Here is a 26,186-nt window from a genome sequence, read left to right as displayed (position 1 = left end):
CTGAAAAATTCTGTGACAGAGCGTCGCGATCTACGATCCGTGACGACGATCGGTGGCCTGCGGGCGCCGATCTTCACCGTAGGTGATCATTGGCCGCAGGTCACGCGGGGGGTGCCTCGGACCCGTTATCCGGGCATCCGGTCGGCGTGTCCCCGCCAAACTCACTTATCCGACCTAATTCGCCATGCACACTCTCGACGTCAACTTGCTCACAGAGTCGATGCGGAGCTGACATGGAACCGCCCAGACCTGGGTAGGGTCCGCGGACCAGCGGTCACGACGGTGACCGCGACGAAAGGCCCAGCGCCGGTGCCCCCGTGGCCCGCCGCCGGGAACACCGCCGGATGAGCGTTCGCCGGTGGACGAGACGAGGAGGGCACCCGTGGCCGACCAGGCCCAGACCTACAACGGTTACTGCGTCAAGTGCAAGGAGAAGCGGGACTTCGAGGGACACGTCGAGGTCTCGAAGACCGGGATGAACATGGCCAAGGGCAAGTGTCCGGTGTGCGGCACGACAGTGAACCGCATCCTGGGCAAGGCGAAGGTCTGACCCGTCCGGGTCGCGTGGAAGGGGTGGCCGACGGCCACCCCTTCCGCCGTACCGGCCACTGTCGGTTGCCGGACAGGCGCGTGTAGCGCCTGTGGAAAACTCGCCGAATCCTGTGGACAACCCTGGACAGGGCTGTGCACACCTGTGGACAACGATCCACGGAAAGCACGGACGCGGTCACGATTCGTGGTCATGAGCCGCGTCGCCCTGCCCCGCCCGACCCTGCTTCCCGGTCTCACCCTCCTGTGGCGCGACCGGCACACGCTGCAGCTCGGCGTCGACCCCGGCCGGGCCGTGCTGCTGGAACTCGCCAATCCCCGGGCCGCCCGGCTCCTCGACCTCCTCGACGGGGCGCACAGCGAGCGGCACGTCCTCGAACACGCCGCCAACCTCGACGTCGGCCGGGACGAGGCCCGCACGCTGCTCGACGCGCTGCGGGCGGCCGGCCTGGTCGTACCCGCGCACACCCTGCTGCCGCGTGACCTGGCCGGCCCGCCACGGGCCCGGCTCGCGGCCGAGGCCGGGGCGCTCGCCCTGGCCGCCCGGCGGCTGCCCGGGACACCCGCCCAGGTGCTGCGCCGCCGCCGGTCCGCCCGCGTGCTGGTGACCGGCGCCGGCCGGCTCGGCGCCCCGGTCGCAACGGCCCTGGCCCAAGCCGGCATCGGCCACGTCCGGCCGCAGCTGGCCGGGCCGGTCGGACCGGCGGACCTGGTCGGTACCGGGATCCCCGCCGCCGACCTCGGTCGCCCGCTCGACGACGCGGTCCGCGACGCGCTGCGGCGGGCCGCGCCGGAGACCGCCACCGGCCCGCTCCGCCCGGGCCGGGCGGATCTCGTGATCCAGGTCGGCACGGACCGGCCGGCCGCTCTGCTCGCCACCGCGCACGCCCAGCGCCGGCAGGCGCACCTGCTGATCGACCTCCGCGAGGGCGTACCGGTCGTCGGGCCGCTGGTCCGCCCGCCCGTCGGCCCCTGCCTGAACTGCCTCGACCTGCACCGGGCGGACCGCGACGCCGACTGGCCGGCGCTCGCCGCGCAGCTCGCCGGGGAGGCCCCGGAGAGCGCCTGCGCCGCGGCGACGCTGCTCGCCGCCGCGGCGTACGCCACCGGCGAGGCACTGGCACACCTCGACGGAGGCACACCGGAGACGGTCGCCTGCTCCGTCGACGTCACCGCACCGGCTCGGCTGCGCCGCCGGCTCTGGGCACCGCACCCGACCTGCGCCTGCTCACGGAAACGCCGATGAGGCCCGGCTCGCCGACCACCTCGGCACCGGAAGGGCACCCCCAGCCCGGCCGCACGGCAGCCGCGGACCCGCCGAGTCGGTAACAATGACCAAGTGACCGACATCCCGCGCCGGGCCGTGTCCCGGACCGCCAAGCTCGCCGCTCTGCCGCTCGGCTTCGCCGGTCGGACCGTCCTGGGCATGGGTAAGCGCGTCACCGGGCTCGCCTCCGACGTCATCTCCGCGGAGATCCAGCAACGCACAGCCGAACAGCTCTTCAGCGTCCTCGGGCAGCTCAAGGGCGGTGCGATGAAGTTCGGCCAGGCACTGTCGGTCTTCGAAGCGGCCCTGCCCGAAGAGGTCGCCGCCCCCTACCGGCAGGCACTTACCAAGCTCCAGGAGGCCGCGCCACCGCTGCCCGCCGCGAGCGTGCACAAGGTGCTCGCCGAGCAGCTCGGCCCGGACTGGCGGGACCGGTTCGTCGTTTTCGACGACACCCCGGCCGCCGCCGCCAGCATCGGGCAGGTGCACCGCGCGCTCTGGCGGGACCCGGGCTACGACGCCGCGGGCGCGCCACACGGCCGCGACGTGGCAGTCAAGATCCAGTATCCGGGCGCCGGTGACGCCCTGCTCGCCGATCTCAAGCAGCTCTCCCGGCTGGGCGGGATGTTCCGGGCCATCCAGCCGGGGCTCGACGTCAAGCCGCTCCTGGTGGAGCTGCGGGAGCGGATCACCGAGGAGTTGGACTACGAGCTGGAGGCCGAGTCGCAGCGTGCCTTCGCCGAGGCGTACGCGGACGACCCGGAGATCCACGTCCCGGCCGTGATCGCCGCGTCGCCCCGGGTCCTGGTGACCGAGTGGGTCGAGGGCACGCCGCTGTCCCAGATCATCCGGGAGGGCACCGAGGAGCAACGCGACCAGGCGGGCCGGTTGATGGCCACCCTGCACCTCTCGGCGCCGATGCGGGCCGGGCTGCTGCACGCCGACCCGCACCCGGGCAACTTCCGGCTGCTGCCGGACGGCCGGCTCGGCGTGATCGACTTCGGAGCGGTGGCCCGGCTGCCCGAGGGCACACCCGAACCGATCGGCCGCATCGCCGGGTTGGCGCTGCGGGGCGACGCCGACGAGGTGGTGCAGGGCCTGCGGTCGGAGGGCTTCATCGGCTCCGCCGAGGAGATCGACGCCCGGGCGGTCCTGGACTTCCTCCGCCCGATGCTCGAGCCCATCGCCGCCGAGGAGTTCCGGTTCACCCGGGCCTGGCTGCGGGCCGAGGCGACCCGGCTGGCCAGCCCCCGCTCGCCGGCCTACCAGCTGAGCCGGCAGCTCAACCTGCCCCCGTCGTACCTGCTGATCCACCGGGTGACGCTCGGCTCGATCGGCGTGCTCTGCCAGTTGGAGGCGAAGGCGCCGTACCGGCGGATCCTGGAGCGCTGGCTGCCCGGTTTCGCCCCGGTCGGCTGAGACGCCGGCGGGCGCGCCCGGAGTGGTCCGGGCGCGCCCGTCGCGCGTGGTTGTTGAGCGGGGACCCTTCCTGTACCGCAGGCGTCAAGAAGGGGCCCTTCCTTACAGAGTGCCCAGCTCGCGGGCCGACCGGCTGCGGGCGGCCATGGCGACGGTACGGGCGGAACGGTGTGCCTCAGTGCTCGTGGTGGTGCGACCGGCCTGAGGCCGGAGCATTCGAGCCCTCGACAACGCTTCGTTGAGTAGTTGCAGGTCGGTGCCGTTGGACAGGTGCAGCATCTTCGTCAGCTTTCTGGTCGGCCGGTGGGACACCGGCGCTGGTTGGATCGGATCGGGAAGTTGTCAGGCCGCCAGCCGGACCGCGTCGCGCGTGGACAGCCCACTGGCCGCCAGGCGCGCCTCGGCCTCGACCCGGAGCGCGGCGTCACGGGCGACGTCCTCCTTGCGCGGACGGCCACGGGGCCGCTTGCGCGGAACGACCGCGCCACGCTCGAAGATCTCGCCACCCCAGACGCCCCAGGGCTCGGCCCGCTCCACCGCACCGGCGAGGCACTCGACGCGCAGCGGGCAGTCCCCGCAGAGCGACTTGGCCAGCTCGAGCTCGGCGGGCGAGTCGGAGAACCACAGGTCGGGGTCGAACTTCCGGCAGGGCAGGTTCGCCTCCAACTCGACGTTCGCGTCGAGCGGGGCCAACGCCAGACTCATCGCCCGGTCACCTCTCTCTCACTTCGATCTCGTGGATCGCACTTCCGACGTACTTCGGCAGGGCAAAAAACTGAGGCCGCGGATCCCGGTATGCGGGTTCCGCGGCCTCGAGGTGAGCCGGTGGTCTGGTATCAGACCGGTCTACCTCGAGGTGGAACACCGCGGACGTCCATGCGCCGCTTGACGCCATCGACACCCTTGGCCGTAAAGCCACTGGTCCCCTGGATCCCGTTCGGTGCCGGCGCGAGAATCAGCTCGGCCTGAGTCTCGACCTGGTGCACCTGCGGAACCGACGGTCGCGCAGCGGCGACGGCCATCCGGACAGCCGACAGCGGAGCGACGGCAGCGGGCAGCGCCGCCGGACGCTCGTTCATGTAGAAGATCTCCATCGGTGCCACCTCCCTGACGTTTCCTCGTGCCGACTGGACCCCACGCTCGTGAGCAGCCTGAATGCCGCCGCTCGCGAGGTGTGCCATGAGGCTATGACGCACCCCGGGGCGAGGGCAAACGAATTTACGGCGAGATTTCGAAAGTTTTCTCCGGGCAGATCTCGTCCACCGCCGCGCCGGCCACCAGCGCCAGCACCGCCTCCCCGTAGAGGCCCAGTTTGCGCGGCCCGATCCCGGCGATCGCGGTGAGGTCCTGCGGGCGGCTGGGACGCCGTTCGGCCAGCGCGACCAGGGTCGCGTCGGTGAAGACCACGTACGCCGGCACGCGCTGACCGCCGGCCACCCGGCGGCGCCACTCGCGCAGCCGCTCGTGCAGCTCCTCGTCGAGGTCGGACGGGCAGGTGGCGCACCGGCCGACCTTGCGGTCCGGACCGGCGAGCAGGGTGGCGCCGCAGATCCGGCAGGAGACGATCTGGGTACGCCGCCGTTCGGCCCGGCGTACCCCGCCGGCGCCGGCCCGTTCAGTTCCGCCCGACCGGTCCAGCTGGGGCAGGAACCGGCAGGGGCGCCGGGCCCGCCCACCGGGCGAGCGGGCAGAGGCGTACGACAGCCACAGCCACTCCCGGGCCCGGGTGATGCCCACGTAGAGCAGCCGACGTTCCTCCTCCACCTGTTCGGGGGTCTTCGCGTACGTGGTGGGGAGGGTGCCCTCGGAGAGACCGACCAGGAACACCGCGTCCCACTCCAGGCCCTTCGCGGAGTGCAGGGAGGCGAGCGTCACACCCTCGACCGTCGGCGCGTGCTGGGCGGCGGCGCGCCGGGCCAGTTCCTCGGTGAAATCGGCGAGGTTGACCGGGCGCTCGACGGCCGCCGCCGGCCCGATCGGCAGGACCGGTGCGGTGGCCGCGTACTCCTCGGCGAGCTGGACCAGCGCGGCGAGCGCCTCCCACCGCTCGCGGGCGGCCCCGCCGGCCGGCGGGGCGTCCGGCGCCCAGCCCACAGCGGCCAGCGCCTCGACCACGGCGGTCGGCAGCGGGGTCTCGCCGGGAATGGACCGGGTGGCGGCCCGCAGGGCGACCATCGCCTGCCGCACCTCGACCCGTTCGAAGAACCGCTCCGCGCCCTGCACCTGGTACGGCACCTCGGCCTCGGTCAGCGCCTTCTCGTACGCCTCGGACTGGGCGTTGGTCCGGAACAGCACGGCGATCTCCCGGGCCGGCGTGCCGGCGTCGACAAGGGCCCGGCAGCGCGCGGCGACCGCGGCGGCCTCGGCCGGCTCGTCGGTGAAGATCCGCAGCTCGGGCTCCGGGCCGGTCGGGCGCTGTCCCACCAGCTCCAGGCGCAGGCGCGCCTCGGTGCCCCGGGCCTGCGAGATCACGGCGTTGGCCAGCCCGACCACCTGCGGGGTGGAGCGGTAGTCCCGGACCAGCCGGACGACCGTCGCGCCCCGGTGCCGGCGGGGGAAGTCGACCAGGTACGACGAGGTGGCGCCGGTGAACGAGTAGATGGTCTGGCTGGCGTCGCCGACCACGGTCAGGTCGTCCCGGCCGCCGAGCCACGCCTCCAGCAACCGCTGCTGGAGGGGGTTGACGTCCTGGTACTCGTCGACGACGAAGTGCCGGTACTGCGCGCGGACCTGCTCGGCGACGTCCGGGTGCTCCTCGATGCCCCAGACCGCCGCGCGCAGCATGTCCTCGAAGTCGATCACGCCACCGGACCGCTTGACCTTCTCGTACGCGGCGAAGACCTCGGCGACCTTCGCCGGCTCGTACGGGGTGTCGCGGAGCGCCTTGGCCGCCGCCACCACGTACTCCCCGGGCTCGACCAGGGACGACTTGGCCCACTCGATCTCGCCGGCCAGGTCGCGGGCACCGGTGCGGTCGGCCCGGATGCCGACCTTCGCGGCGGCGAGGGTGACCAGCCGGACCTTGCTGTCCAGCAGCTCCGGCATCGCCCGCCCGTCGAGCAGCCGGGGTGCGAAGTACCGCACCTGGCGCAGCGCCGCGGCGTGGAACGTGCGCGCCTGCACGCCGGGCACGCCGAGCGCGGTGAGCCGGCTGCGCATCTCGGCGGCCGCCCGGGCGGTGAAGGTGACCGCGAGCACGTGCCGGGCGGAGATCTCACCGCTCAGCGCCCGGTGAGCGATCCGCGACGTGACCGCGCGGGTCTTCCCGGTGCCGGCACCGGCCAGGATGCAGACCGGACCGGCCGGGGCGGTCACCGCCGACCGTTGCTCCGGGTCGAGCCCGGCGAGCACGCGCTCGGACGCTGAGTGAACCACCACAGCGAGGAATTCTTCCAGCCGGGCCCGACGTTGCTGCGGATAGCCTTGCTTGACTCCCGACCGGACCTTGGAGGCCAGACGATGCTCACGATGTATTCCACCCCCTGGTGCGGCTACTGCCACCGGCTGAAGTCGCAGCTGGACCGGGAGGGCATCGGGTACGAGGTGGTCGACATCGAGCAGGACGCGGAGGCCGCGACGTTCGTGATGAGCGTCAACGGCGGCAACCAGACCGTGCCGACACTGCGCTTCGCCGACGGCAGCGCGCTGACCAACCCGTCGATCACCCAGGTCAAGGAACACCTGGCCAACCTGGCCGCCTGACCCACCCACCCGTTGATCATGAAGTTAGCGTCCTGAGGACCGGCGTGTCGCGCCGATAACTTCATGATCGACCGGGGGTCTCGGGGCCGGCAGCGCGCGGAGCGGGGACGCCGGCGGCGGTGGGGTCAGCGACCGGTTGTGCCAGAGATAGGCGCCGGCCAGCAGCGTCGCCAGGCCCACCGCCGCGAAGAGCAGGCGGTAGTCGAGCACACCGACGAGCAGGGCGCCGCCGCCGATGGAGAGCGCCTGGGGGCCGCTGACCACCGCCTCGGAGGCGGCGGCCACCCGCCCGATGAGCGCCGGTGGAGTACGCCGCTGGATCAGCGTGTGCAGCCCGACCATGGTCAGCGGCAGCGACACCCCGGCCAGCAGCACGGCGGCGAACCCCAACCACAGGCTCGGGTACGCCAGCGCCAGCGCCGCCGGCCCGAACAGCGCCACCCCCGCGGCCAGCGTCCCCACCTCGCCCGTCCGCCGCACCATGCTCGGCGACAGCAGCCCGCCGACCAGCCCGCCGACTCCCTGCACGGTCACCAGCACGCCGACGAACGCGGCGTCGCGGCGGAGCCCCAGGTCGACGTACGCGAAGATCAGTGACTCGCTGAAGCCCATCACCAACGAGCCGGCGCCGTAGCCCAGCAGCGCCCGGCGCAGCGCCCGCTCGCCGGCCAGATGCCGCAGGCCGGCGACGAGTTCGGCCGACCAGCGCGGGTCCCGCCGCGGCCGGGCCGGCTCGGTCACCCGGAGCAGGCCGACCACCGCGGCGGCGGCCAGGAAGCCCACCATGGCGACACCGGCCAGCAGCCACCCCCCGGCGGCCGCGTAGAGGCCGGCCCCGGCGAGTGGGCCGATCAGCCGCAGCCCCTGGCGTACGGTCTGCAGCACGCCGTTCGCGTCGGCCAGCAGTTCCGCCGGTACCAACTGCCGGATCAGGCCGCTGAGCAGCGCGCTGAGCATGATGTACGACAGGCCGTAGAGCGCCGCGACCAGGTAGATGATCCACACGTCGGTGCGGTCGCGGACGGCGAACAGCGGGGTGAGCAGCGCCGCGGTGATCAGGTTGGCGGCCACGAAGAGCGGCCGGCGCGGGTGCCGGTCGACGAACCAGCCGACCAGGGGCGCGAGCGTCATCGGCGCGATGATCGCGAAGATGGTGGCCCCGGCCTGCCCGCTCGATCCGGTCAGCTCCTTGACCCAGACGGCGAGCGCGAGCAGCAGGATCGACTCGGCCGTCATGCTCGCCAGCAGCCCACCGAAGAGCAGCCGGAAGTCCGGGCGGCGCAGGACGGTTCGCATGTGTCCTCCGTCGAGGGGTGGTGCGCGGCGTGCCGTCTTTCGGACAAGACACGCCCCCGCCGGAACCTCCGGCGCCGGTCGCGCCGTCCATACTGACGGTGGGGGGCGAATCTCATACAGTTACCGTCGCGTCCGCGGCGGTCTACGGGAAAGAGGACATCGTGCCTCCTGCCTCACCGAGTCCCATCCTGCGGCGGCGCAGGTTGGGCACCGAGCTGCGCCGGCTTCGCGAGGCGGCCGGTCTCACCGGGGATCAGGTCATCGAACAGGTCGGCTGGGCGTCCGCGTCGAAGCTGTCACGGCTGGAGAACGGTCGCAGTCGGCCCGACCCGCAGGATGTCCGCGACCTGCTGGCTCTCTACCGCGCCGACGACGCGCTGCGCGACGAGTTGCTGACCATCACCCAGGAGGCCGGCGACATGCGCGGCTGGCTGAGGAACTACCCGGTGATGACCCAGCAGCAGCGCAGCTTCGCCGAGCTGGAGGCGGGCTGCGTCGAGATCTCCGAGTACAACCCGGTCCTGGTGCCGGGCCTGCTCCAGACTCCCGGGTACGCGCGGGTCCGGATCGCCTCGGCCCGGGAGGTCGACGAGGCGGCCGGCGAGCCGGAGGACAACGAGGACATCGAGACCGAGGTCGGCGCCCGGCTGGCCCGACAGTCGCTGCTGACCCGGGCCCCGGACGCGCCCCGGTACACGGCGGTGTTCGAGGAGGCCGCGCTCGGCGGCCGCGCCGGCCCGCCCGACGTGCTGCGGGAGCAGTTGGGGCAGCTCTGCGAGCTGGCCATGCTGCCGAACGTCACCCTTCACGTGCTGCCCCGGGACGCGCGGGTGGGCGGCTGGTACCTGCCACCGACAGCGTTCTCCCTCTACCGGTTCGCCGACCCGCAGGATCCGGAGACGCTCGCCATCGAGGCCGGCTTCCTGAACACCATGTCAACCGAGGTAAAAGCACTAAATCGCTATAAAGTGGTGTTCGAGTGGTTATGCACGACGGCGCTCTCCGCATCGGACACCCTCTCCTGGCTGATCCAGGCCACGGGACGGCTCCCCGACGCGGCGGCCCCGTCCACAGTGGCGTACGGACCGGCAACGGCGCCGACCCAACGCCGCCGGCACCCCGGGCGCCTGACGGAACGGTGAACCCACGCCGCACCCCGCCGTCGGGTCGTGCGGCACCACTCGTTCCATCGGTCGGTTCACCACAGGAGTGAGACCATGAACGAGATCCGCAACACGTCGTCCGCCCTCGCCGAGCTGGCCGGGGCACCGTGGCGAAAGAGCACGCGCAGCCAGACCTCGAACTGCGTCGAGGTGGCGCCGCTGTCGGCCGCGGTGGCCCTGCGGGACAGCAAGGACCGCGGGGGGCCGGTGCTGCTGTTCGACCGGACCGAGTGGCGAAGCTTCCTCGCCGGCACGAAGGAGGGCCGGTTCGACCGGACCTGACCGGGCCCACCCGTCGGGGCCGCCGGTGTCGAGCCGGCGGCCCCGACGCATGTCCTGAACGGACTCCCCGCTCGCCTGATCGGACAGGCCTGCCGGCCGATGGTGGCGTTTCGGTTGCCGGGGCCGCTACGCGGCGTAGCATGGCCGGTGAATGACGTGGAACTTCCACCCCGTTCCCGATCGTCGCGGCACATCCGGAGACCGACATGCGGTTCCTGATCGTTCGCACCGACGTCCGCGCGGCAGCCGACACGGACATCGCCGCCGCCTGGGCCGGCGGAGGCCGGCTGCGCGACGAGACCGCCCGGCCCGAATCGCGCCGGCAGGTCGTCCACGCCGAGGACCGGGACGCCGCACTGCTGCTGGCCCGGGCCCTCGCCTCGGTCGGCGCCGTCCGCGCCGGTCGGCAACGGGTCAAGGTGCTCCCGCTGGACGAGCCGCAGCCGGCCTGGCCTACCTGGCCGGACGACCGGGGCGGCTGACCACAGGCGTCCGTCGTGGTCGGCCCGGCTCCCCCGCCGTGTTCCTTGCCCCAGCCGGCCACGACGGCACGGTTCCCGGCCCGTGACCGTCGCGGCAACGGCGGTCACGGGCCGGGACCGTATTCCGGCCCGGCCCGGCCAGGATCGGCGCGGCGGAACCGGTGAGCCGGTCAGCAGTGGCCGTCGAGCCAGCGGCGGATCAGGAAGAGGGCGATCGACGACGGCGGCGGCAGGACCAGCCGGTCACCGTCCACGTCGACGATCCGCCCGGCCAGCGCCGCCCCGACCTCTGCCCGGGAGAACCAGCGGGCGTACGCGATCTCCGCCGGATCGACCCGCAGCGGCTGCCGCGGGTCGGCCGTGGCGTGGAAGCCCAGCATCAGCGACCCGGGGAACGGCCAGGCCTGGCTGCCCACGTACGCGATGTCGGTGACCGCGACGTCGACCTCCTCGCGGACCTCACGCAGCACGGCGGCCTCGGCCGACTCCCCCGGCTCGACGTAGCCCGCGAGGCAGGAGAAGCGCCGCTCGCCCGGGACCCGCGGCCAGGTCGCGTTGTTGCCGAGCAGGCAACGACCGTCGAGCCCGCCGACACCGTCGTGCACCAGGACGATCATCGCCGGGTCGGTACGCGGCCACATCCGCTCACCCGCCGGAGCGATCCGGGACCAGCCGGCCTCGTCCATCGTGGTGGTCTGCCCGCTGAGCGGCGAGTACGCGTGCGTCCGGTGCCAGTTGAGCAGCGCCAGGCCGGTGGTGAAGATGCCGGCGTCACGGTCGGCGAGCAGGTGGCCGACCTCGCGAAGGTGCACGGCGTGCGTGCCGGCCAGCGCCGGCAGCGGCGCGTCGACGACGAAGACCGGCACGTCGTCCGGCTCGACGCCGAGGAACATCGCCCGGGCGACGGCCTCGTCCGGCACGTCGCCGGGCCCGACCAGCACCAGTGCGGGCGGCTCTGCATCGGCGCGCACAAGCGCCCGGCCGTCGTTGCCGCTGTCGAGCACCAGCACCCGGGCCCGCCCCCAGGCACGGCCCAGCCAGTCGGGGTCGCCGCGCCGGTGCGCCGACCGGTCGAGCGTGGAGCGGGCCAGCGGCGGGGCGGGCTCGCCGCCGTTCACTGCCGGACCGGTTCGGTGACGACCGGGGTGAGCGCCGCCAACTGCGGGCCGACCCGCTCGGCGTCCCCCAGGACCACGGTGACCGCCCGGGCCGGGGCGAGGTACCGGAGCGCCGCCTCGGCGACGTCGGCCACCGTGGCCTTCGCCAGCCGCCCCGCGTGCTCGGCAAGGAAGTCCAGGCGCAGGCCGTTACCGGCGTACGCGCTGGTCAGCGACGCCAGCCCGGCCTGCGTGGACATGCCGAGCTGGAGGGTGCCGAGGGCGTACTGGCGGGCCTGCTCCAGCTCCTCCTCGCCGGGCGGGACCGAAGCCAGCCGGCCCAGCTCGTACACGGTCTCCAGCAGCGCCGGCCCGGTCACCTCGGTCGCCACCTCGGCGGCGGCGACCAGCACGGACCCGGCGACCGAGTGCTCCACCAGCGAGTGCGGCCCGTACGTGTAGCCCTTGTCCTCGCGGATGTTCTCCACCCAACGCGAGGAGAAGTAGCCGCCGAAGATCAGGTTCGCCAGTTGCAGCGCGGCGTGGTCGGGATGGGTCCGCGGCACCGCCGGCAGCGCGACGCGCAGCGACGACTGCACCGAGCCGGGACGGTCGACGAGCAGCAGTGGACCGGGCTCCAGCGGCGGGGCCGGCGGCAGGTCGGCGACGTGCCCGGCACCGTTCCAGCCCGACAGCGCCTTCTCGGCCGCGTCCAGCGCCCGGTCCGGCTGCACGTCGCCGACCAGTACCAGGACGGCGTCGGCCGGGTGCACGCGCTGGGCGTGCAGGCTCCGCAGCACGCCCGGGCGCACCGCCCGGACCTGCTCCGGCTCGGGGGTCTGCACCGCGTACGGGTGCTTGCCGTAGATCCGCTCGAGCAGGGCCGTGCGGGCCAGGTGGGCGGGCTGGCTCTGCGCCACCTGGATCCGGTCGATCAGCCGGTCCCGTTCGGTGGCGACGTCGTCGGCCGGGTAGGTCGCACCGGTCAGCACGTCGGCCAGGATCTCCAACATCCGGTCCAGGCCGGTGACCAGCCCGGCGCCGGAGAGCATGAGCCGGTCCGGGTCGAGCCCGGCGGACAGCCCGCCGCCGACCTTCTGCAGCTCGGCGGCGATCTGCACGGCGGTCATCGTCTCCGTGCCGGAGAGCAGGGTCTGCGCGAGCACCGCACCGCGGGCCAGGTGCACCCGCCCGAACGGCATCCAGAGCCGCAGCTCGACCAGGGGCACCGCCGGCCGGCGTACCGCGATCACGGTGAGCCCGTTGCGCAACGTGCGCTCGGCCTGCTTCGGCAGCTTGAGCCCGCGGGTGGGGCCGAGCGGCGGCAGGGCGCGCGGCATGGTCGTCGTCATCGGGCACCGCCGGCGATGACCTCGATGGACGCACGGCGCTCGGGTCGCAGGGTGGCGGCGGCGGCCCGGACCGCCTCCTCGGTGACCTCGCCGACCAGCCGGGGCAGCTCGTTGAGCAGGCCCGGCTCGCCGCGTTGCTGTTCGAGGACGGCCATCCGCAGCGCCCGGCCGAGCACCGCGTCGGTGTCGCGCAGCAGGTGGGTGGCCATCCGGGCCTGGGTACGGGCCAGCTCGCCGTCGGCCAGCCCGTCGGTGGCCAGGCGGTCCAACTCCTCGTCGACGGTGCGCAGCACCTTGTCCACGTCGCCACCGGGTGGGAGGTGCGCCTGGAGCAGGAGGGCCGTCGGGTCGCGGACGTCGAACGGGTCACCCATGAAGCCCAGGTACCCGCCGACGCTTGTCACCGTCCGGTCCCGCTGGACCAGCCGCTCGACCAGCCGGGAGGCGTCGCCGTCGGTGAGCACCTCGGCGAGCACCACGTACGGCAGGTAACCGGCGAAGTCGCCGACCGGGTCGGGCACCCGCCAGGCCGCGGCCACCGCCGGCAGCGGAGCCAGCCGGTCGGTGTACGACCGCCGCCGCTCCGCGCTCAGGTCCGGCTCGACGAAGCTCGGCCGATCCGGTGCCGGACGGGCCGGCACGTCGCCGAAGTGCCGTTCGATCAGCTCGGCCGCGCCGGTGACGTCGATGTCGCCGCTGACCGCGAGCACCGCGTTGCCGCTGGCGTAGTAGCGCCGGAAGAAGTCGGCGGCATCGGCGACCGTCGCCGACTCGAGGTCGTCGAAGGAGCCGTAGCCGTCGTGCGCGTTGGGGAAGGTGTCGAACATGACCGGTGGCAGGGTCAGCCAGGGAAACCCGCCGTACGGCCGGTTGAGCACGTTGACCCGGATCTCCTCCTTGACCACGTCGACCTGGTTGCGCAGGTTCTCCTCGGTCAGCCGGGGGCCGCGCATCCGGTCCGCCTCGAGGAACAGCGCCCGCTCCAGAGCGTTGCTGGGCAGCGTCTCGAAGTAGTCGGTGTAGTCGAGGTGGGTCGAGCCGTTGAAGGTGCCGCCGGCGCCCTGGACGTGCCGGAAGTGGGCCAGCTTCTCCAGGTTCTCCGAGCCCTGGAACATCAGGTGTTCGAAGAGGTGGGCGAAGCCGGTGCGCCCCTCGGGCTCGGAACGGATCCCGACGTCGTAGACGACCGCCACCCCGATCACCGGAGCGCTGCGGTCGGGGGTGAGCACCACCCGCAGGCCGTTGTCGAGGTCGAACCGCTCGACGGGGTACTTGGTCGTTGGGATCTTCGCTCTGCGCGTCGGCACGGGAACGACCCTAACGTGTCGGCGCTCCCGGTACCGGCGACCTTGCCGTCCCGCGATGTGGATGCGCCTTGACGTCGACCCGCGCCAAGTCCACTCTTCCTACCAACCAAGTAGGAATACTGCGGATTGGACGGATGATGAGACGCTCCCCCCTGCGCCGCCGGCTGGTCTCCCTGGCCACCGTCGCCGTCGTCGGCGCGGCGACCCTGGGCACCGCCGCCGCCTGCAGCGACGACGGCGACAGCGCGGGGGGCGGGTCCGGCCCGCTCACCCTGCGGCTCGGCTACTTCCCGAACATCACCCACGCGCCGGCCGTCGTGGGCGTCGAGAAGGGCATCTTCGCGGCGAAGCTGGGCGACGGCGTGAAGCTCGAGACCACCACCTTCAACGCCGGCCCGTCGGCCATCGAGGCGATCTTCTCCGGGGCGCTCGACGCCACGTACATCGGCCCGAACCCGACCGTGAACGCCCACTCGAAGTCCAATGGCGAAGCGGTCCGGGTCGTCTCCGGCGCGGCCTCCGGCGGCGTCGCCCTCGTGGTCAAGCCCGAGATCACCTCGTGGGAGCAACTGCGCGGCAAGAAGATCGCGACTCCGCAGCTCGGCAACACGCAGGACGTGGCGATCCGCTACTGGCTCAAGGAGAAGGGCCTCCGGACCACCAAGGAGGGCGGCGGCGACGTCACCATCGTTCCGCAGGAGAACGCCCAGACGATCGAGACCTTCGGCAGCGGCGAGATCGACGGCGCGTGGGTGCCCGAGCCCTTCGTCTCCCGGCTGGTCAACGCCGGCGGCAAGGTGCTCGTCGACGAGCGTGACCTCTGGCCGGGCGGGAAGTTCGTCATCACCAACTTGATCGTCAGCACCAAGTTCCTGAAGGCACACCCGGACGTGGTCCAGAAGCTGGTCGAGGGCCAGGTCGCGGCGAACGAGTTCGTCAACACCAGGCCGGAGGAGGCACACCAAACGATCTCCGACCACGTCGGGAAGATCACCGGCAAGCCCCTCGACCTGACGCTGATCAGGCAGGCGTGGTCGACCCTGGAGTTCACCAACGACCCGATCGCCGCGTCGCTGAAGACCGGCCTCGACCACGCCGTCGCCGTCGAGCTGACCCAGCCGGTCGACCTCACCGGCCTGTACGACCTGAGCTACCTCAACAAGGCGCTCAAGGCACAGGGCCAGCCCGAGGTCGCCCAGCCATGACGTCGACCACGACGGCGCCGCGCAGCGCGACCAGTCCGGTCGCGCTGCACGGCGTGACCAAGGTGTACGGGCGCGGCGCGAGCGCCGTCCTCGCCCTCGACGGCGTCTCCCTCGACGTCGCGCCCGGCGAGTTCGTCTGCCTGGTCGGCGCGTCCGGCTGCGGCAAGAGCACGCTGCTCAACCTGGTCGCCGGGCTCGACCGGCCCAGCGGCGGACGGATCGACCTGCCGCCCGGCGTCAACCCGGGACTGATGTTCCAGGAGCCCGCGCTCTTCCCCTGGCTCACCGTCGAGGGGAACGTCGAGGTTCCGCTCAAGCTGCGCGGGCTACCCCGGGCCGAACGCCGGGAACGGGTCGCCGAGCTGCTGCGGACCGTCCACCTGGCCGACTTCGGTCACAAGCGCCCGCACGAGCTGTCCGGCGGCATGCGGCAGCGGGTCGCCCTGGCCCGCACGCTCGCGCTGGACACCCCGGTGCTGCTGATGGACGAGCCGTTCGGCGCGCTGGACGCGATGACCCGCGACATCCTGCACGACGAGCTGGAGCGGATCTGGGCGGAACGGCGCCTCACCGTGCTCTTCGTGACCCACAACGTCCGGGAGGCGGCCCGGCTCGCCGACCGGGTCATCCTGCTGTCCAGCCGCCCGGGCCGGATCACCCACTCCGCCCCGGTCGACGTGCCCCGGCCCCGGCGCATCGACTCACCCGAGGTCGCCGCGATCGCCGCCGACGTCACCGACCGGCTCCGTGCGGAGGTGGGCCGCCATGGCCAGTGACATCCGCACCGGCGCACCGCGTACCGACGCGGAGATCTCCGGGCTCGACGCGCTGGAGATCGCCGGCCGGGAGAAGGAGGCCTCCCGGCTCGCCCGGCTGTGGGCGGCCACCTGGCCGAAGCTCGCCGCCCTCGCCCTGGCCCTGCTCGTCTGGCAGGCCGTGGTCTGGACCGGCTGGAAGGACCCGTGGGCCCTCCCGCCCCCGGGCCCGGTCTTCGCCGACCTGGCGGACTACCTCACCAGCGCGGCGCTCTGGGACGGTCTCGCCACCACCGCGCGGCGGGCCGCCGTGGGTTTCGCCGCGGCCCTGTCCATCGGGCTCGCCCTCGGCCTCGGGGTGGCCCGGGTCCGGATCCTCCGGGCGGCGTTCGGCTCGATGATCACCGCGTTGCAGACCATGCCGTCGATCGCCTGGTTCCCGCTGGCGATCCTGCTCTTCGGGCTCACCGAGCAGGCGATCTTCTTCGTTGTGGTGCTGGGCGCCGCACCGTCCGTCGCCAACGGCGTCATCCACGGCGTGGACTACGTGCCGCCGTTGCTGCTGCGCGCCGGCCGCAACCTCGGCGCCCGCGGCGTACGCCTCTACCGGTACGTCATCGCACCGGCGGCCCTGCCCGCGATCGTGGCGGGCCTCAAGCAGGGCTGGGCGTTCGCGTGGCGCAGCCTGATGGCCGGCGAACTGCTGGTGGTCATCGCGACCCGGACGTCGATCGGCGCGCAGCTCACCTACGCCCGCGAACTCAGCGAAGCGGAACGGCTGATCGCCGTGATGATCGTGATCCTGGTCGTCGGCCTGCTGGTCGACGCCGCCTTCGGCGCGGCGGACAAGGCGATCCGACGCCGCTGGGGCGTCCTCGACCCGGCCGGTCGATGACATGAGCACGTCCGCGCGGCCGTCGGCGACCGTCTAGCCCTCGGTCGTCGCGGATCCGCTTCCCGGTAAGTGCAGTTCCACCAACCCGGCGGGGGCGGCACCGTCCGGCACGGCGTGCCAGGGCGCGAAGACCGCGGCCAGGGCGAGGAGTACGCCCGCGGCGGCGACCGCCACCACGAGCAGCAGCTCGCGCGCCGCGCTCGAACCGGTGTCCCCCGTCATGGCCGTCCCTTCCGCGCCGCGCGCGTCGGCCCGGCGCTGTCCCCCGACGCACAGCCTCCACCGCGCGCGGGGTCAGCGACAGTCGCACATCGGACCCGCCCGGTGCTGATTGCCGACTCAGCACGCGGGCGCCGGTGGGCGGCCGGTCAGGTGGTGCGGGGACGCCGGGCCCGGCGGGGACGGCCCGAGGAGCGGTGACCGGCACGGCTAGCGGGAGCGCCGGCACGACCCGCCGGATCGCCGGTCCGGCCGTTCGCCCCGCCCGCGGGCGGCGGCGGCGGCGCGATCGTCACCGGCACACCGGACGGCTCCCGGGCGCCGGTCACCCGGGCGAGCTCCGCGTCACCGGGACGGGCCCGGGAGGACTCCGGACGGATCCCCGCCGTCGCCATCAGCCGGGACACCTCCTGCCGCTGCTCGGGCAGGACCAGGGTGACGACCGTTCCGGACTCACCGGCGCGGGCGGTACGCCCGCCCCGGTGCAGGTAGTCCTTCGCCTCGGTCGGCGGGTCCACGTTGACCACCAGGTCCAGCCCGTCCACGTGGATGCCCCGGGCCGCGACGTCGGTGGCGACCAGGGCGGTCACCTGCCCGGTGCGGAACTGCTCCAGGATGCGGGTGCGCTGGGGCTGCGACTTGCCGCCGTGCAGCGCCGCCGCGCGTACACCCTTGGCGAGCAGTTGGCGGGCGGCCCGGTCCGCACGGTGCTTCGTCCCCATGAACAGGATGGTCCGACCCTCACGGGCCGCGATCCAGCTCAGGGCGGCCTGCTTGTCCGCCGCCTCCACGTGCAGCAGATGGTGGCTCATCGCGGTGACGGTGGCCGTGCCCGGGTCGACCGAGTGGGTGACCGGGTCGGTGAGGAAGCGGCGGACCAGTTTGTCCACGCCGCCGTCCAGCGTGGCGGAGAAGAGCATCCGCTGACCACCCGGGGCCACCTGCTCGAGCAGCCGGGTGACCTGCGGCAGGAACCCCATGTCGGCCATCCGGTCCGCCTCGTCCAGCACGGTGACGTCGACCTGGTCGAGCCGGACGTCGCCCCGGTCGATCAGGTCGTGCAGGCGTCCGGGGGTCGCCACCACCAGCTCGGCTCCGGCCCGCAGCTCGGCGGCCTGGCGGTTGAGGGACAGGCCACCCACCACGGTGGCGCAGCGCAGCCCGACCGCCCGGGCGTACGGGTCGAGGGCCGTGGTGACCTGCTGGGCCAGCTCACGGGTGGGCACCAGCACGAGGGCGAGCGGCCGCCCCGGCCGGGCCCGGCGGCCGGCGGTGCGGGAGAGGACGGGAAGTCCGAACGCGAGGGTCTTGCCGGAGCCGGTACGGCCCCGGCCGAGCACGTCCCGGCCGGCGAGCGAGTCCGGCAGCGTCGCCGCCTGGATCGGGAACGGCGCGGTGATGCCCTGGGCAGCCAGCTCGGCGAGCAACGCCGGGGCCAGCCCGGTGCCGGCGAACGACGGGGTGACGGTGGTCATGGTGGAGCCTTCCTCGACGCGGCACGTGTCGAGGGAGGGCGCCGGGCGGCGCTGTCGCCGGCGGATCTCCGCCGGGACTCACAAGCACGAACCGAAGTGGGTACCGGCCCCGGCCCGCCCCGCGTCGCCGCCTGGTGGCCAGGTCGACGGCGGGACGGGCCGGTCCGGTCACCGCGCCCGGAGGGCACGGTGGGGGTCATGCGATCCCGGAGGATCAGAGCGGGCGGATGTTCTCCGCCTGCGGGCCCTTCTGGCCCTGGGTCACCTCGAACTCGACCCGCTGGTTCTCGTCCAGGCTCCGGTAGCCGGAGCTCTGGATGGCCGAGAAGTGGGCGAAGACGTCCGAGCCGCCGTCGTCCGGGGTGATGAAGCCGAAGCCCTTGTCAGCGTTGAACCACTTGACGGTGCCGATAGCCATTTCGTCTCCTTGACGGAACGTCGAACCCGCAGGTGTTGCGGGCTCGAAGAGGAGCGTCCGCGCGGAAGTGCGCGGCTCGCCTGTCGCTTCTGGTCGCCCCGCCCGGAGAACTCCGGACACAACAAAGAGCGCCTGGGGCCACAATCCACCAGGCGCACACAGAGTCTCTGGGAACCATAACTGCAACGCGACCAACGTATCACGGATGCGGCGGACCGGCACCCCCTTCCGGGCGCTCGGGGATCGCGGCGATCAGCGCGGTGAGGCCGGCCACGTCCAACAGGTCCACCGGCCGGACCGTCGCACCGTCCCGCACGTAGTGGAACGCCGCCCCGACCCGCTCAACCGGCACGCCGGCAAGCTCCGCCCACGCCAGCCGGTAGACGGCGAGCTGCACCGCCGCCGCCTCGGCGGCCGGCCCGGTCGGCTGCCGACCGGTCTTCCAGTCGACCACGTCGAACCGGCCCCCGGGCCGGCTGAAGACGGCGTCCATCCGGCCGCGGACCACCACACCGGCGATCACCGTCGCGAACGGCACCTCCACCTCGACCGGCGCCCGGTCCGCCCACTCGCTGGCCAGGAAGCGTTCCTGGAGCTCGGCCAGCGCCTCGTCCGGGGCGGCATCGGCGTCCGCCGCGCCTGGCAACTCGTCCACGTCGAGCAGGCGGTCGACCCCGAACCGCTGCTCCAGCCAGGCGTGGAAGGCGGTGCCCCGGCGGGCGTACGGGTTCGGTTCGGTGGGCAGCGGGCGCCGCAACGACCGGGCCAGGGCCACCGGATCCCGGCGCAGCGCCACGAGCTGGGTGACCGAGAGCTGCCCGGGCAGCTCCACCTCGATCGGGCCGGCCTGCCGGGTCAACTCGGCCCGCTCGGCGAGGAGCAGGTCGGCTTCCCGCCGCCACCGGAGCACCTCCGGGTCCTCGGCCGCCGCGTCGACAGCAGCCTCGTCAGGGGCAACGCCCGTCCGTCCGCCGTCGGCGCCCGCCGCCTCGCCGGCCCCCGGGCGGGTGCCCGGCCCGTCCGCCAGGCACCGGCGGACCAGCGCCGCCGCCTCCGCGAGCGCCGGCCGGCGGGCGCCCAGCGGGTCGGCCGGCCACTCCGCCCGGAGCACCACCTCGGTCGTCGGGTTCACCGCGTCCGGCGCCGGTTCCGGGGCCCACTCGTCGACCACGTGCCCGTCGCCCGCGTCGACGCACGCGTCGTGCACCTCGCGCAGCAGCACCGACGGGCCGCGCGGACGCTTGGTCCCCTCCCCCCACCAGTGCCCGGAACAGAGCAGGAGCCGGCGGGGCCGGGTCACCGCCACGTACGCCAGGCGCCGCTCCTCCCGCTCGTCGTGCGCCCGCCAGTCGTCGGTGAAGTCCTCAAGCGCCCGGGCCACCCCGCGCTGCTCCTCCGCCTCCGCCACGGCCAGCGCGGGCAGCCCGTCGGCGTCACCCCGCAGCGGGAACGGCAGCACGCCGAGGCCGCCCAGCCAGTGGTCGGAGTTGCGCACCGGCCCCGGCCACACCCCCCGGCAGAGCCCGGCGACCGCCACCACGTCCCACTCCAGGCCCTTGGCCGCGTGCGCGGTGAGGATCTGCACCGCCCCCTCGACGACCTCCACCTCGCCCGGGGTGAGCCCGCGCTCCTCGTCCTCGGCCGCGGCGAGGTAGGCGAGGAACGCCGACAGCGTGGCCCCCGGCGTCTCCCCGCTGAACCGGGCCGCGACGTCCCCGAGCGCGTCCAGGTGCCCCCGCGCCAGGCCGGCGTCGCCGGCGCCGTCCCGGCCGGCCCGCACCGCCACCTCCACGTCCAGGCCGATCGTCCGCTCGACGTCCGCGATGAGGTCCGGCAACGACTGGTCCAGCCGGTAGCGCAGCAGGCCCAACTCCCGGGCGTACGCGCGCAGCCGGGCGTAGCCCTCGGCCGAGTACGCCTGCGCCGGGCCCAGGTCGGCGAGCGCCTCGACGAGAGTCGCCTCGTCGAGGGCGTCCGGGACGATCTCCGGCTCGTCGCCTGCCGCGAGCTGCCGTCGGGCGGCCGCGATGGCCCGCGCCCGGCGGTGCAGGGCCACCAGGTCCCGCGGCCCGATCCGCCACCGGGCGCCGGTCAGCAGGCGCAGCAGCGCCGCCCCGTCGGTCGGGTCGGCGAGCACCCGCAGGGTGCACACGACGTCCCGTACCTCCGGTGTGTCAAGCAGGCCGCCCAGCCCCACCACGTCCACCGGCAGGCCCCGCGCCCGCAACGCCGATTCGATCACGGGGATCTGGCTGCGCAGCCGCACCAGCACCGCCGTGGTGGGCCGCGCCGTCACCGGGATGTGCTCGGGCAGCACCCCGGGCGTCCCCGCCGCGCCCTGCCAGGCGCGCAGCACGCTGTCGGCGATCCAGTCCGCCTCGTCCGCGTACGTCGACAGCAGCGCGCAGTGAACGGTGCCGGCGGCGGCGCCCCGGGGGCTGCGGTGCGGGATCGGGTCCTTGACGCTCAACGCGGCGCGCAGCTCCGGCACCCGGGCGCCGGCGGCCCGCAGCGGCGTGGCGAGGGCGTTCGCCACACCCAGGATCTCCGGGCGGTTGCGCCAGCTCGTGGTGAGGCTGCGGACCCGGGCCGGCGTGCCGTCGGAGCGGGCGAACTCGGTGGGGAACCGGTCCAGGGTTCCCGCGCTCGCGCCGCGCCAGCCGTAGATCGACTGGCACGGGTCACCGACCGCGGTCACCGGATGCCCGCCGCCGAAGAGCGCGTTGAGCAGCACCACCTGGGCGTGGCTGGTGTCCTGGTACTCGTCGAGCAGCACCACCCGGTAGCGATCCCGCTCGATCTCGCCGACCGCCGGGTGGTCCCGGGCGACCCGGGCGGCCCGGGCCAGCTGGTCGGCGAAGTCCATCGCCTCGAAGTCCTCCTTGCGCCGGGCGTACGCGCGCACCAGCGGAAGCAGCTTCAACCGGGTCCGCTGCAGCGACAGGGCCTTGCGCACGTCGGCGTACACCCGGCCGGGCCGGGACTGCACCTCGGCGAAGAACCGCCCCGTCCAGGCGGCCAGGGCGTCCGGGTCGACCAGGTGCTCGTCCAGCTCACCGGCGAGGGCCAGCACCGCGTCGGTGATCGTGCTGGGCATCCGGTCCACGTCGGACATGTCGCCGTCGTAGTTGCGCACGATCAGGTCGACGAGCTGCCAGCGGGACGCCTCGGTGAGCAGCCGGGTGGAGGGCTCGTAGCCGGCCCGCAGCCCGTGCTCGGTGACGATCCGCCCCGCGTACGAGTGGTAGGTCGAGACGGTGGGCTCGCCGGCCAGCGGGTCGTCGAGCGGGTCGCGCCCCCGCCGCCCGAGCCGGCGGACGAGCTGGTCCAGCCGGGTCCGTACGCGGTGCGCCAGCTCGCCGGCGGCCTTGCGGGTGAAGGTCAGGCCGAGCACCTGCTCGGGCCGGACGTACGAGTTCGCCACCAGCCAGACCACCCGAGCGGCCATCGTCTCGGTCTTGCCGGAGCCGGCGCCGGCGACCACAAGCAGCGGCTCCACCGGAGCGGCGATGATCGCCGCCTGCTCCCGGGTGGGCGCCGGCAGCCGCAGCAGCTTCGCCAGCTCCACCGGCGTGTACCGCGGGCCGGCGTCGGCCGTCCGGGGGACCGGCGTCGCGGCGCTGAACAGGGTCGGCTGGGTCACGGGGCTCGCACGCTCACTCCTCGCGGGTGTCCGGCCGGGACACGGTCGGCGGTTCGACGACCTGGCGCCCCTGCCCGGACACCGGGCAGCTCGTGCGCACCGGGCAGACCCGGCACTTGGAGTTGGCGACCGCGGCGAAGGTGGCGGCGGCCATCGTATCGGCGGTACGCCGGACCAGGGCGGTCGCCCACCCGGCCGCCGGCCCCTCGCCGGCCGGCGGCTGCGCCTGCTCCTTCGCCTCCTTCGCGCCGGTGCCGAGCTGCACCAGGGCCGCGCCCCCGGACTCCTCCCCGAAGTCGACGAACGCCCCGGCTTCCACCGCCGCCTGGTACGCGCCGAGCTGCGGGTGCTCGGCGAGGTCCGCCGCGGTGACCGCGGTGGACTTGCCGGTCTTGAGGTCGATCACCACGAGCCGGCCGTCCGCGTCCATCTCCAGCCGGTCCACCCGGCCGACCAGGTCGACCGGCCGGTGCGGATCGTCCAGACGGACCGCGAACTCGTGCTCGATCGCGAGCAGCCGGCGCGGGTTGGCGGCCAGCCAGCGCAGCAGCTTGTCCACCATCGCCTCGGCGCGGGCCCGCTCCGGTCCGGCCATCCAGCGGGCCGCCAGCTCGATCGCGTCGAACCGGGCCGCGACGTAGTCGAGCAGTGCCCCCCGATCCGCGCTGGCGTCCTCGGCCAGCATCGCGGCGGCGTGCACCAGGTTGCCGACGCCCTGGGCGGTGCCGGCCGGCGCGCTGCCGCCGTGGCGTTCCAGCAGCCAGCGCAGGCTGCACCGCAGGGCGCTCTCCATCGCCGACGGGGTGACCCGGACCGGCTCGCCCTCCTCGACCAGCGGCCGGTCGTCCGAGAGCGGGCGCAGCCCCCACCAGTCGTCGGGATGCGCTCCGGCCACTCCGGCGGCGGCGAGCCGGGCCAGCTCGGCCGCCGCCGCGTGCCGCCGGGCCGCGGGCGCCGCCGGGTCGGTCACCGCGGTACGCAGCTCGGCCACCAGCGAGGGCAGGGTCAGCGCCCGGGGCGGCCGGCTGAGCGGCAGCGTGGTCACCCGGTCGGACGGTCGCTCCCGGTCCGCCTCGGCAGCGCCCGTCCCGTCCGGCTCGGCAGCGCCCGTCCCGTCCGGCTCGGCAGCGCCCGTCCGGTCGCGCTCGGCGGCGCCCGTCCCGTCCTCGGCGGCTACCTGGGCGGGTGGCTGGACGCCGTGTGTGGCGCCCGTCGCGTCCGGCCCGGACCCGGCCGCCTTCGCGCCGCCCGGTGGTCCCTGGGCCGGGCCCGGACCTCCCGGGCCTCCCGGCGCTGACCCGGCCGGGCCCCGGCCGTCGGCGGGCGGGTCGGTCGGTCCGAGCTCGTAGAGGAAGCGGCTCGGCTGTTCCTCGTGGTCGTCCCCGCCGACCGCGGCGCTGGCGACCGCGCTGACCAGCAGCCGGCGGCGGGCCCGCGTCACCGCGACGTGGAAGAGCCGCCGCTCCTCGTCGAGCAGGGCGGAGGTCTGGCCGACGACCGTGGCGAGGCGGCCGTCGCCGGCCGAGCGGCCCGCCAGCACGTCGACAAGTCGCTCCGACCCGAGCAGGCTGCCGCGCAGCCGCAGGTCGGGCCAGACGCCCTCCTGCACACCGGCGACCGCGACCAGGTCCCACTCCAGGCCCTTCGCGGCGTGTGCGGTGAGCAGGCGGACGGCGTCACCCCGGTCGGCGGTCGGGGCGAGGGTGTCGGCGGGCAGGTCCTGCCCGAGCACGTGGTCGAGGAAGACCTCGGTGCGGGCGCCGGGCAGCCGGTCGGTGAAGCGGGCGGCGGCGTCGAACAGCACAAGCACCGCGTCCAGGTCCCGGTCGGCCGCCTCCGCGCGGCGGCGCCGGGCGACGTCCCCCTCCCCCGCCGTCGCCGGGGTCCGGGCCAGGGCCGACGACCACAGCTCGGCGAGGCCGCTGGCCCGCCAGACGGCCCAGAGCACCTCCTCGGCGGTGGCGCCGGGTCGCGCGGCCGTCTCCCGGGCGACGGCGAGCAGGCCGGCCACCGTCTGCGCCGGCTCCGCCCACCGGCGGTCGATGCCGGCCAGCTCGGTCGGGTCGCGCAGTGCCTCGACGATCAGCTCGCCGGAGGGCCGGCGGTCACCGGCGGCCAGCGCCATGACCCGCAACCCCTGCCGCAGCCGCCGTTCGGCCAGCGGGTCGACGCCGCCGAGCGGCGAGTGCAGCAGGGCGACCGCCGCCTCCTCGTCGAGCCGGTCCGGCTCGAGTGCGCAGCGCAGCAGGAGCAGCAGCGGAGCGACCGCCGGCTGCAGGTGCAGCGGGAGGTCCTCGCCGTGGACCACGGTCGGCACCCCGGCGGCGTGCAGGGCGCGGCGAAGGGACGGCAGTTGCCGCGCGGTGGACCGCACCAGCACGGCCATCTCCGACCACGGGACGCCGTCGAGCAGGTGCGCCTCCCGCAGCGCGTGGGCCAGCCAGGCCGCCTCGCTGGTGGCGGTGCGGAACGTGCGGACGTCCACCGCGCCGGGGGCCGCGTCGGGCAGCGGTCGCAGTCGCCGGTGCGCCGCCGGGCCGCGCAGCCGGCGGGCCAGCCGGGCGTCGGCGGCCAGCAGCCGGGGACCGGCCCGGTACGAGGTGGTCAGCACGACCTGCGCGGCGGGCGCGCCGGACGCGGTGCGGAACCGGTGCGGGAAGGCCACCACCCCGGCCGGGTCGGCGCCGCGGAAGGCGTACGTGGACGAATCCGGGTCGGCGAACACGACAAGGGTCCTGCCGCCGCCCGCCACGGTGGCCAGCAGCTCCTGCTGGGCGGGGTCGGTGTCGGCGTACTCGTCGACGTAGACGTACGTCAGCCGGCGCCGCTCCGCCGCCAGCAGCTCCGGGTCGTCGAGCAGCATGCCGGTGGCGGCCCGGACCAGCTCCGCCGGGTCGTACGCGATCGAGCCGCGGTTGCTGACGTCGCGCAGCGCGAGCACCGCCACGTACTCCCGGAGGAACCGGGCCGCCGCCGGCCAGTCCGCACGGCCGAGCCGCTCACCCAGCCGGGCCAGCTCCACCGGGCCGACACCGCGCTCGGCGGCACGCATCAGCAGGTCGCGCAGCTGGGCCGCGAAGGCGCGGGTGCGCAGCGCCGGCCGCAGGTCCTCCGGCCAGCCCACCGGGTCGTCGCCCGGCTCCTCGCCGACCAGGTCGAGCAGCTCGCGGATGATGAGGTCCTGCTCGGGGCCGGTGAGCAGCCGGGGTGACGGCTCGCCCCGCTCGGCGGCGGCGCGCCGGAGCAGCCCGAACGCGTACGCCGGGAAGGTGCGCACCAGCGGCTCCCGCAGCACCCGGTGGCCGGCGCCGGCGATCCGGGCCTCGATCCGCTGCCGCAGGGCGGCGCCCTGCCGACGGCTGAAGGTGAGGACCAGGATCCGCTCCGGGTCCACCCCCTCGGCCACCCGCGCGGCGACCGCCTCGACAAGGGTGGCGGTCTTGCCGGTCCCGGGCCCGCCGAGCACGAGCATCGGGCCGTCGGTGTGCCCGACGACCTCCGCCTGTCGCGGATCGTCGACCCGCTCGCCCACCAACCCACCGGCCCGCCGGTCGGCCACGTCGGCGGGCCGGCGCACCAGCCGATACGCCTGCATCCCCACATCCCACCAGACCCGACCGACACATCCGCACCACCCACCCCAGCCCACCCGTGTTGATC

General features: G+C 74.3%; 22 protein-coding genes. 10 read left to right on the top strand and 12 right to left on the bottom strand.

The genetic code is table 11. From position 1 onward, the window contains the following. Window positions 1-382: 382 nt before the first annotated feature. The 3 genes from ABTW87_RS16015 (at window position 383) to ABTW87_RS16005 (ending at window position 3,235) form a co-directional block, all read left to right on the top strand. Window positions 383-550: a DUF5679 domain-containing protein gene (locus tag ABTW87_RS16015; RefSeq protein ID WP_007464795.1), complete on the top strand. Its 168-nt coding sequence runs from the start codon at window positions 383-385 to the stop codon at window positions 548-550. A gap of 192 nt (window positions 551-742) precedes the next feature. Continuing rightward, window positions 743-1,795, top strand: a complete 1,053-nt coding sequence (locus ABTW87_RS16010; RefSeq protein ID WP_350651573.1) for a ThiF family adenylyltransferase — start codon at window positions 743-745, stop codon at window positions 1,793-1,795. Between the two features lie 93 nt (window positions 1,796-1,888). Beyond that, window positions 1,889-3,235: an ABC1 kinase family protein gene (locus tag ABTW87_RS16005; RefSeq protein WP_350651572.1), complete on the top strand. Its 1,347-nt coding sequence runs from the start codon at window positions 1,889-1,891 to the stop codon at window positions 3,233-3,235. Between the two features lie 342 nt (window positions 3,236-3,577). Here the strand turns inward: ABTW87_RS16005 and ABTW87_RS16000 are convergent, their stop codons facing one another. The 3 genes from ABTW87_RS16000 to ABTW87_RS15990 all read right to left on the bottom strand — a co-directional run bounded on the left by ABTW87_RS16000 (window position 3,578) and on the right by ABTW87_RS15990 (window position 6,613). Next, window positions 3,578-3,940: a WhiB family transcriptional regulator gene (locus ABTW87_RS16000; protein ID WP_350651571.1), complete on the bottom strand. Its 363-nt coding sequence runs from the start codon at window positions 3,938-3,940 to the stop codon at window positions 3,578-3,580. Between the two features lie 131 nt (window positions 3,941-4,071). Beyond that, a complete protein-coding gene (locus ABTW87_RS15995) occupies window positions 4,072-4,329 on the bottom strand; it encodes a hypothetical protein (RefSeq protein ID WP_350651570.1) in 258 nt (85 codons plus the stop codon). A 124-nt stretch (window positions 4,330-4,453) separates the two neighbouring features. Further along, window positions 4,454-6,613: an ATP-dependent helicase gene (locus ABTW87_RS15990; RefSeq protein WP_350651569.1), complete on the bottom strand. Its 2,160-nt coding sequence runs from the start codon at window positions 6,611-6,613 to the stop codon at window positions 4,454-4,456. Window positions 6,614-6,694: 81 nt separating this feature from the next. Here ABTW87_RS15990 and ABTW87_RS15985 point away from each other — a divergent pair, with 81 nt between their 5' ends. Further along, window positions 6,695-6,937 (top strand): mycoredoxin, encoded by a 243-nt coding sequence (locus tag ABTW87_RS15985; protein ID WP_350651568.1) that lies wholly within the window; start codon window positions 6,695-6,697, stop codon window positions 6,935-6,937. A 24-nt stretch (window positions 6,938-6,961) separates the two neighbouring features. On the opposite strand, the gene ABTW87_RS15980 is transcribed toward ABTW87_RS15985, so the two are convergent. Next, a complete protein-coding gene (locus ABTW87_RS15980) occupies window positions 6,962-8,233 on the bottom strand; it encodes an MFS transporter (protein ID WP_350651567.1) in 1,272 nt (423 codons plus the stop codon). 161 nt (window positions 8,234-8,394) lie between these two features. Here ABTW87_RS15980 and ABTW87_RS15975 point away from each other — a divergent pair, with 161 nt between their 5' ends. From ABTW87_RS15975 to ABTW87_RS15965, 3 genes are all read left to right on the top strand, one after another. After that, the gene (locus tag ABTW87_RS15975) at window positions 8,395-9,375 is read left to right on the top strand and encodes a helix-turn-helix domain-containing protein (RefSeq protein WP_350651566.1); all 981 of its coding nucleotides are present in this window, start codon (window positions 8,395-8,397) and stop codon (window positions 9,373-9,375) included. 75 nt (window positions 9,376-9,450) lie between these two features. Beyond that, window positions 9,451-9,678: a DUF397 domain-containing protein gene (locus ABTW87_RS15970; RefSeq protein WP_350651565.1), complete on the top strand. Its 228-nt coding sequence runs from the start codon at window positions 9,451-9,453 to the stop codon at window positions 9,676-9,678. Between the two features lie 206 nt (window positions 9,679-9,884). Beyond that, entirely contained in the window at window positions 9,885-10,160 is a 276-nt protein-coding gene (locus ABTW87_RS15965) for a hypothetical protein (protein WP_350651564.1), read from the top strand. Between the two features lie 170 nt (window positions 10,161-10,330). Here ABTW87_RS15965 and nudC read toward each other — a convergent pair whose 3' ends face one another. Genes nudC through ABTW87_RS15950 form a run of 3 tightly spaced genes read right to left on the bottom strand, consistent with a single transcriptional unit; the run spans window position 10,331 to window position 13,916 of the window. Continuing rightward, a complete protein-coding gene (gene nudC / locus ABTW87_RS15960; RefSeq protein WP_350651563.1) occupies window positions 10,331-11,278 on the bottom strand; it encodes an NAD(+) diphosphatase in 948 nt (315 codons plus the stop codon). Then, window positions 11,275-12,609 (bottom strand): M16 family metallopeptidase, encoded by a 1,335-nt coding sequence (locus tag ABTW87_RS15955; RefSeq protein WP_350651562.1) that lies wholly within the window; start codon window positions 12,607-12,609, stop codon window positions 11,275-11,277. The genes nudC and ABTW87_RS15955 overlap by 4 nt, the downstream gene beginning before the upstream one ends. Next, complete coding sequence (locus tag ABTW87_RS15950) at window positions 12,606-13,916, bottom strand: M16 family metallopeptidase (RefSeq protein ID WP_350651561.1); 1,311 nt, start codon at window positions 13,914-13,916, stop codon at window positions 12,606-12,608. Before ABTW87_RS15950 ends, ABTW87_RS15955 begins: the two co-directional genes overlap by 4 nt. A gap of 137 nt (window positions 13,917-14,053) precedes the next feature. Between ABTW87_RS15950 and ABTW87_RS15945 the strand changes: the two genes are divergently transcribed. Genes ABTW87_RS15945 through ABTW87_RS15935 form a run of 3 tightly spaced genes read left to right on the top strand, consistent with a single transcriptional unit; the run spans window position 14,054 to window position 16,771 of the window. After that, window positions 14,054-15,121 carry an ABC transporter substrate-binding protein gene (locus ABTW87_RS15945; RefSeq protein ID WP_350651673.1) on the top strand — a complete coding sequence of 356 codons (1,068 nt, stop codon included), beginning with the start codon at window positions 14,054-14,056 and terminating at the stop codon, window positions 15,119-15,121. Further along, window positions 15,118-15,897: an ABC transporter ATP-binding protein gene (locus ABTW87_RS15940; protein ID WP_350651560.1), complete on the top strand. Its 780-nt coding sequence runs from the start codon at window positions 15,118-15,120 to the stop codon at window positions 15,895-15,897. Before ABTW87_RS15945 ends, ABTW87_RS15940 begins: the two co-directional genes overlap by 4 nt. Next, complete coding sequence (locus ABTW87_RS15935) at window positions 15,887-16,771, top strand: ABC transporter permease (protein WP_350651559.1); 885 nt, start codon at window positions 15,887-15,889, stop codon at window positions 16,769-16,771. Before ABTW87_RS15940 ends, ABTW87_RS15935 begins: the two co-directional genes overlap by 11 nt. A gap of 33 nt (window positions 16,772-16,804) precedes the next feature. Here the strand turns inward: ABTW87_RS15935 and ABTW87_RS15930 are convergent, their stop codons facing one another. From ABTW87_RS15930 to ABTW87_RS15910, 5 genes are all read right to left on the bottom strand, one after another. Continuing rightward, complete coding sequence (locus tag ABTW87_RS15930; protein WP_350651558.1) at window positions 16,805-16,993, bottom strand: hypothetical protein; 189 nt, start codon at window positions 16,991-16,993, stop codon at window positions 16,805-16,807. Between the two features lie 146 nt (window positions 16,994-17,139). Next, window positions 17,140-18,465, bottom strand: coding sequence for a DEAD/DEAH box helicase (locus ABTW87_RS15925; RefSeq protein ID WP_350651557.1), 1,326 nt, complete (start codon window positions 18,463-18,465; stop codon window positions 17,140-17,142). A 214-nt stretch (window positions 18,466-18,679) separates the two neighbouring features. Then, a complete protein-coding gene (cspE, locus tag ABTW87_RS15920) occupies window positions 18,680-18,883 on the bottom strand; it encodes a transcription antiterminator/RNA stability regulator CspE (RefSeq protein WP_130320270.1) in 204 nt (67 codons plus the stop codon). Between the two features lie 199 nt (window positions 18,884-19,082). Further along, window positions 19,083-22,526 (bottom strand): ATP-dependent helicase, encoded by a 3,444-nt coding sequence (locus ABTW87_RS15915; RefSeq protein ID WP_350651556.1) that lies wholly within the window; start codon window positions 22,524-22,526, stop codon window positions 19,083-19,085. 13 nt (window positions 22,527-22,539) lie between these two features. After that, window positions 22,540-26,121, bottom strand: coding sequence for an ATP-dependent helicase (locus ABTW87_RS15910; protein WP_350651555.1), 3,582 nt, complete (start codon window positions 26,119-26,121; stop codon window positions 22,540-22,542). Between the last annotated feature and the right edge of the window lie 65 nt (window positions 26,122-26,186).

The organism is Micromonospora sp. NPDC126480 (assembly GCF_040302465.1).
Classification (GTDB): Bacteria; Actinomycetota; Actinomycetes; order Mycobacteriales; family Micromonosporaceae; genus Micromonospora.
Note: the sequence above shows the minus strand (reverse complement) of the source record. Positions and strands in the feature narration are given on the sequence as shown.

Excerpts from the sequence above, each read along its gene's own strand:
- ABTW87_RS15940 (WP_350651560.1), top strand. The coding sequence starts at position 15,118 with ATGACGTCGACCACGACGGCGCCGCGCAGCGCGACCAGTCCGGTCGCG.
- ABTW87_RS15965 (WP_350651564.1), top strand. The coding sequence starts at position 9,885 with ATGCGGTTCCTGATCGTTCGCACCGACGTCCGCGCGGCAGCCGACACG.
- ABTW87_RS15930 (WP_350651558.1), bottom strand. The coding sequence starts at position 16,993 with ATGACGGGGGACACCGGTTCGAGCGCGGCGCGCGAGCTGCTGCTCGTG.
- ABTW87_RS15980 (WP_350651567.1), bottom strand. The coding sequence starts at position 8,233 with ATGCGAACCGTCCTGCGCCGCCCGGACTTCCGGCTGCTCTTCGGTGGG.
- ABTW87_RS15970 (WP_350651565.1), top strand. The coding sequence starts at position 9,451 with ATGAACGAGATCCGCAACACGTCGTCCGCCCTCGCCGAGCTGGCCGGG.
- ABTW87_RS15985 (WP_350651568.1), top strand. The coding sequence starts at position 6,695 with ATGCTCACGATGTATTCCACCCCCTGGTGCGGCTACTGCCACCGGCTG.
- ABTW87_RS15995 (WP_350651570.1), bottom strand. The coding sequence starts at position 4,329 with ATGGAGATCTTCTACATGAACGAGCGTCCGGCGGCGCTGCCCGCTGCC.
- ABTW87_RS16000 (WP_350651571.1), bottom strand. The coding sequence starts at position 3,940 with ATGAGTCTGGCGTTGGCCCCGCTCGACGCGAACGTCGAGTTGGAGGCG.
- ABTW87_RS15910 (WP_350651555.1), bottom strand. The coding sequence starts at position 26,121 with ATGCAGGCGTATCGGCTGGTGCGCCGGCCCGCCGACGTGGCCGACCGG.
- ABTW87_RS16010 (WP_350651573.1), top strand. The coding sequence starts at position 743 with ATGAGCCGCGTCGCCCTGCCCCGCCCGACCCTGCTTCCCGGTCTCACC.
- ABTW87_RS15935 (WP_350651559.1), top strand. The coding sequence starts at position 15,887 with ATGGCCAGTGACATCCGCACCGGCGCACCGCGTACCGACGCGGAGATC.
- ABTW87_RS15925 (WP_350651557.1), bottom strand. The coding sequence starts at position 18,465 with ATGACCACCGTCACCCCGTCGTTCGCCGGCACCGGGCTGGCCCCGGCG.
- ABTW87_RS15955 (WP_350651562.1), bottom strand. The coding sequence starts at position 12,609 with ATGACGACGACCATGCCGCGCGCCCTGCCGCCGCTCGGCCCCACCCGC.
- ABTW87_RS15945 (WP_350651673.1), top strand. The coding sequence starts at position 14,054 with ATGAGACGCTCCCCCCTGCGCCGCCGGCTGGTCTCCCTGGCCACCGTC.
- cspE (WP_130320270.1), bottom strand. The coding sequence starts at position 18,883 with ATGGCTATCGGCACCGTCAAGTGGTTCAACGCTGACAAGGGCTTCGGC.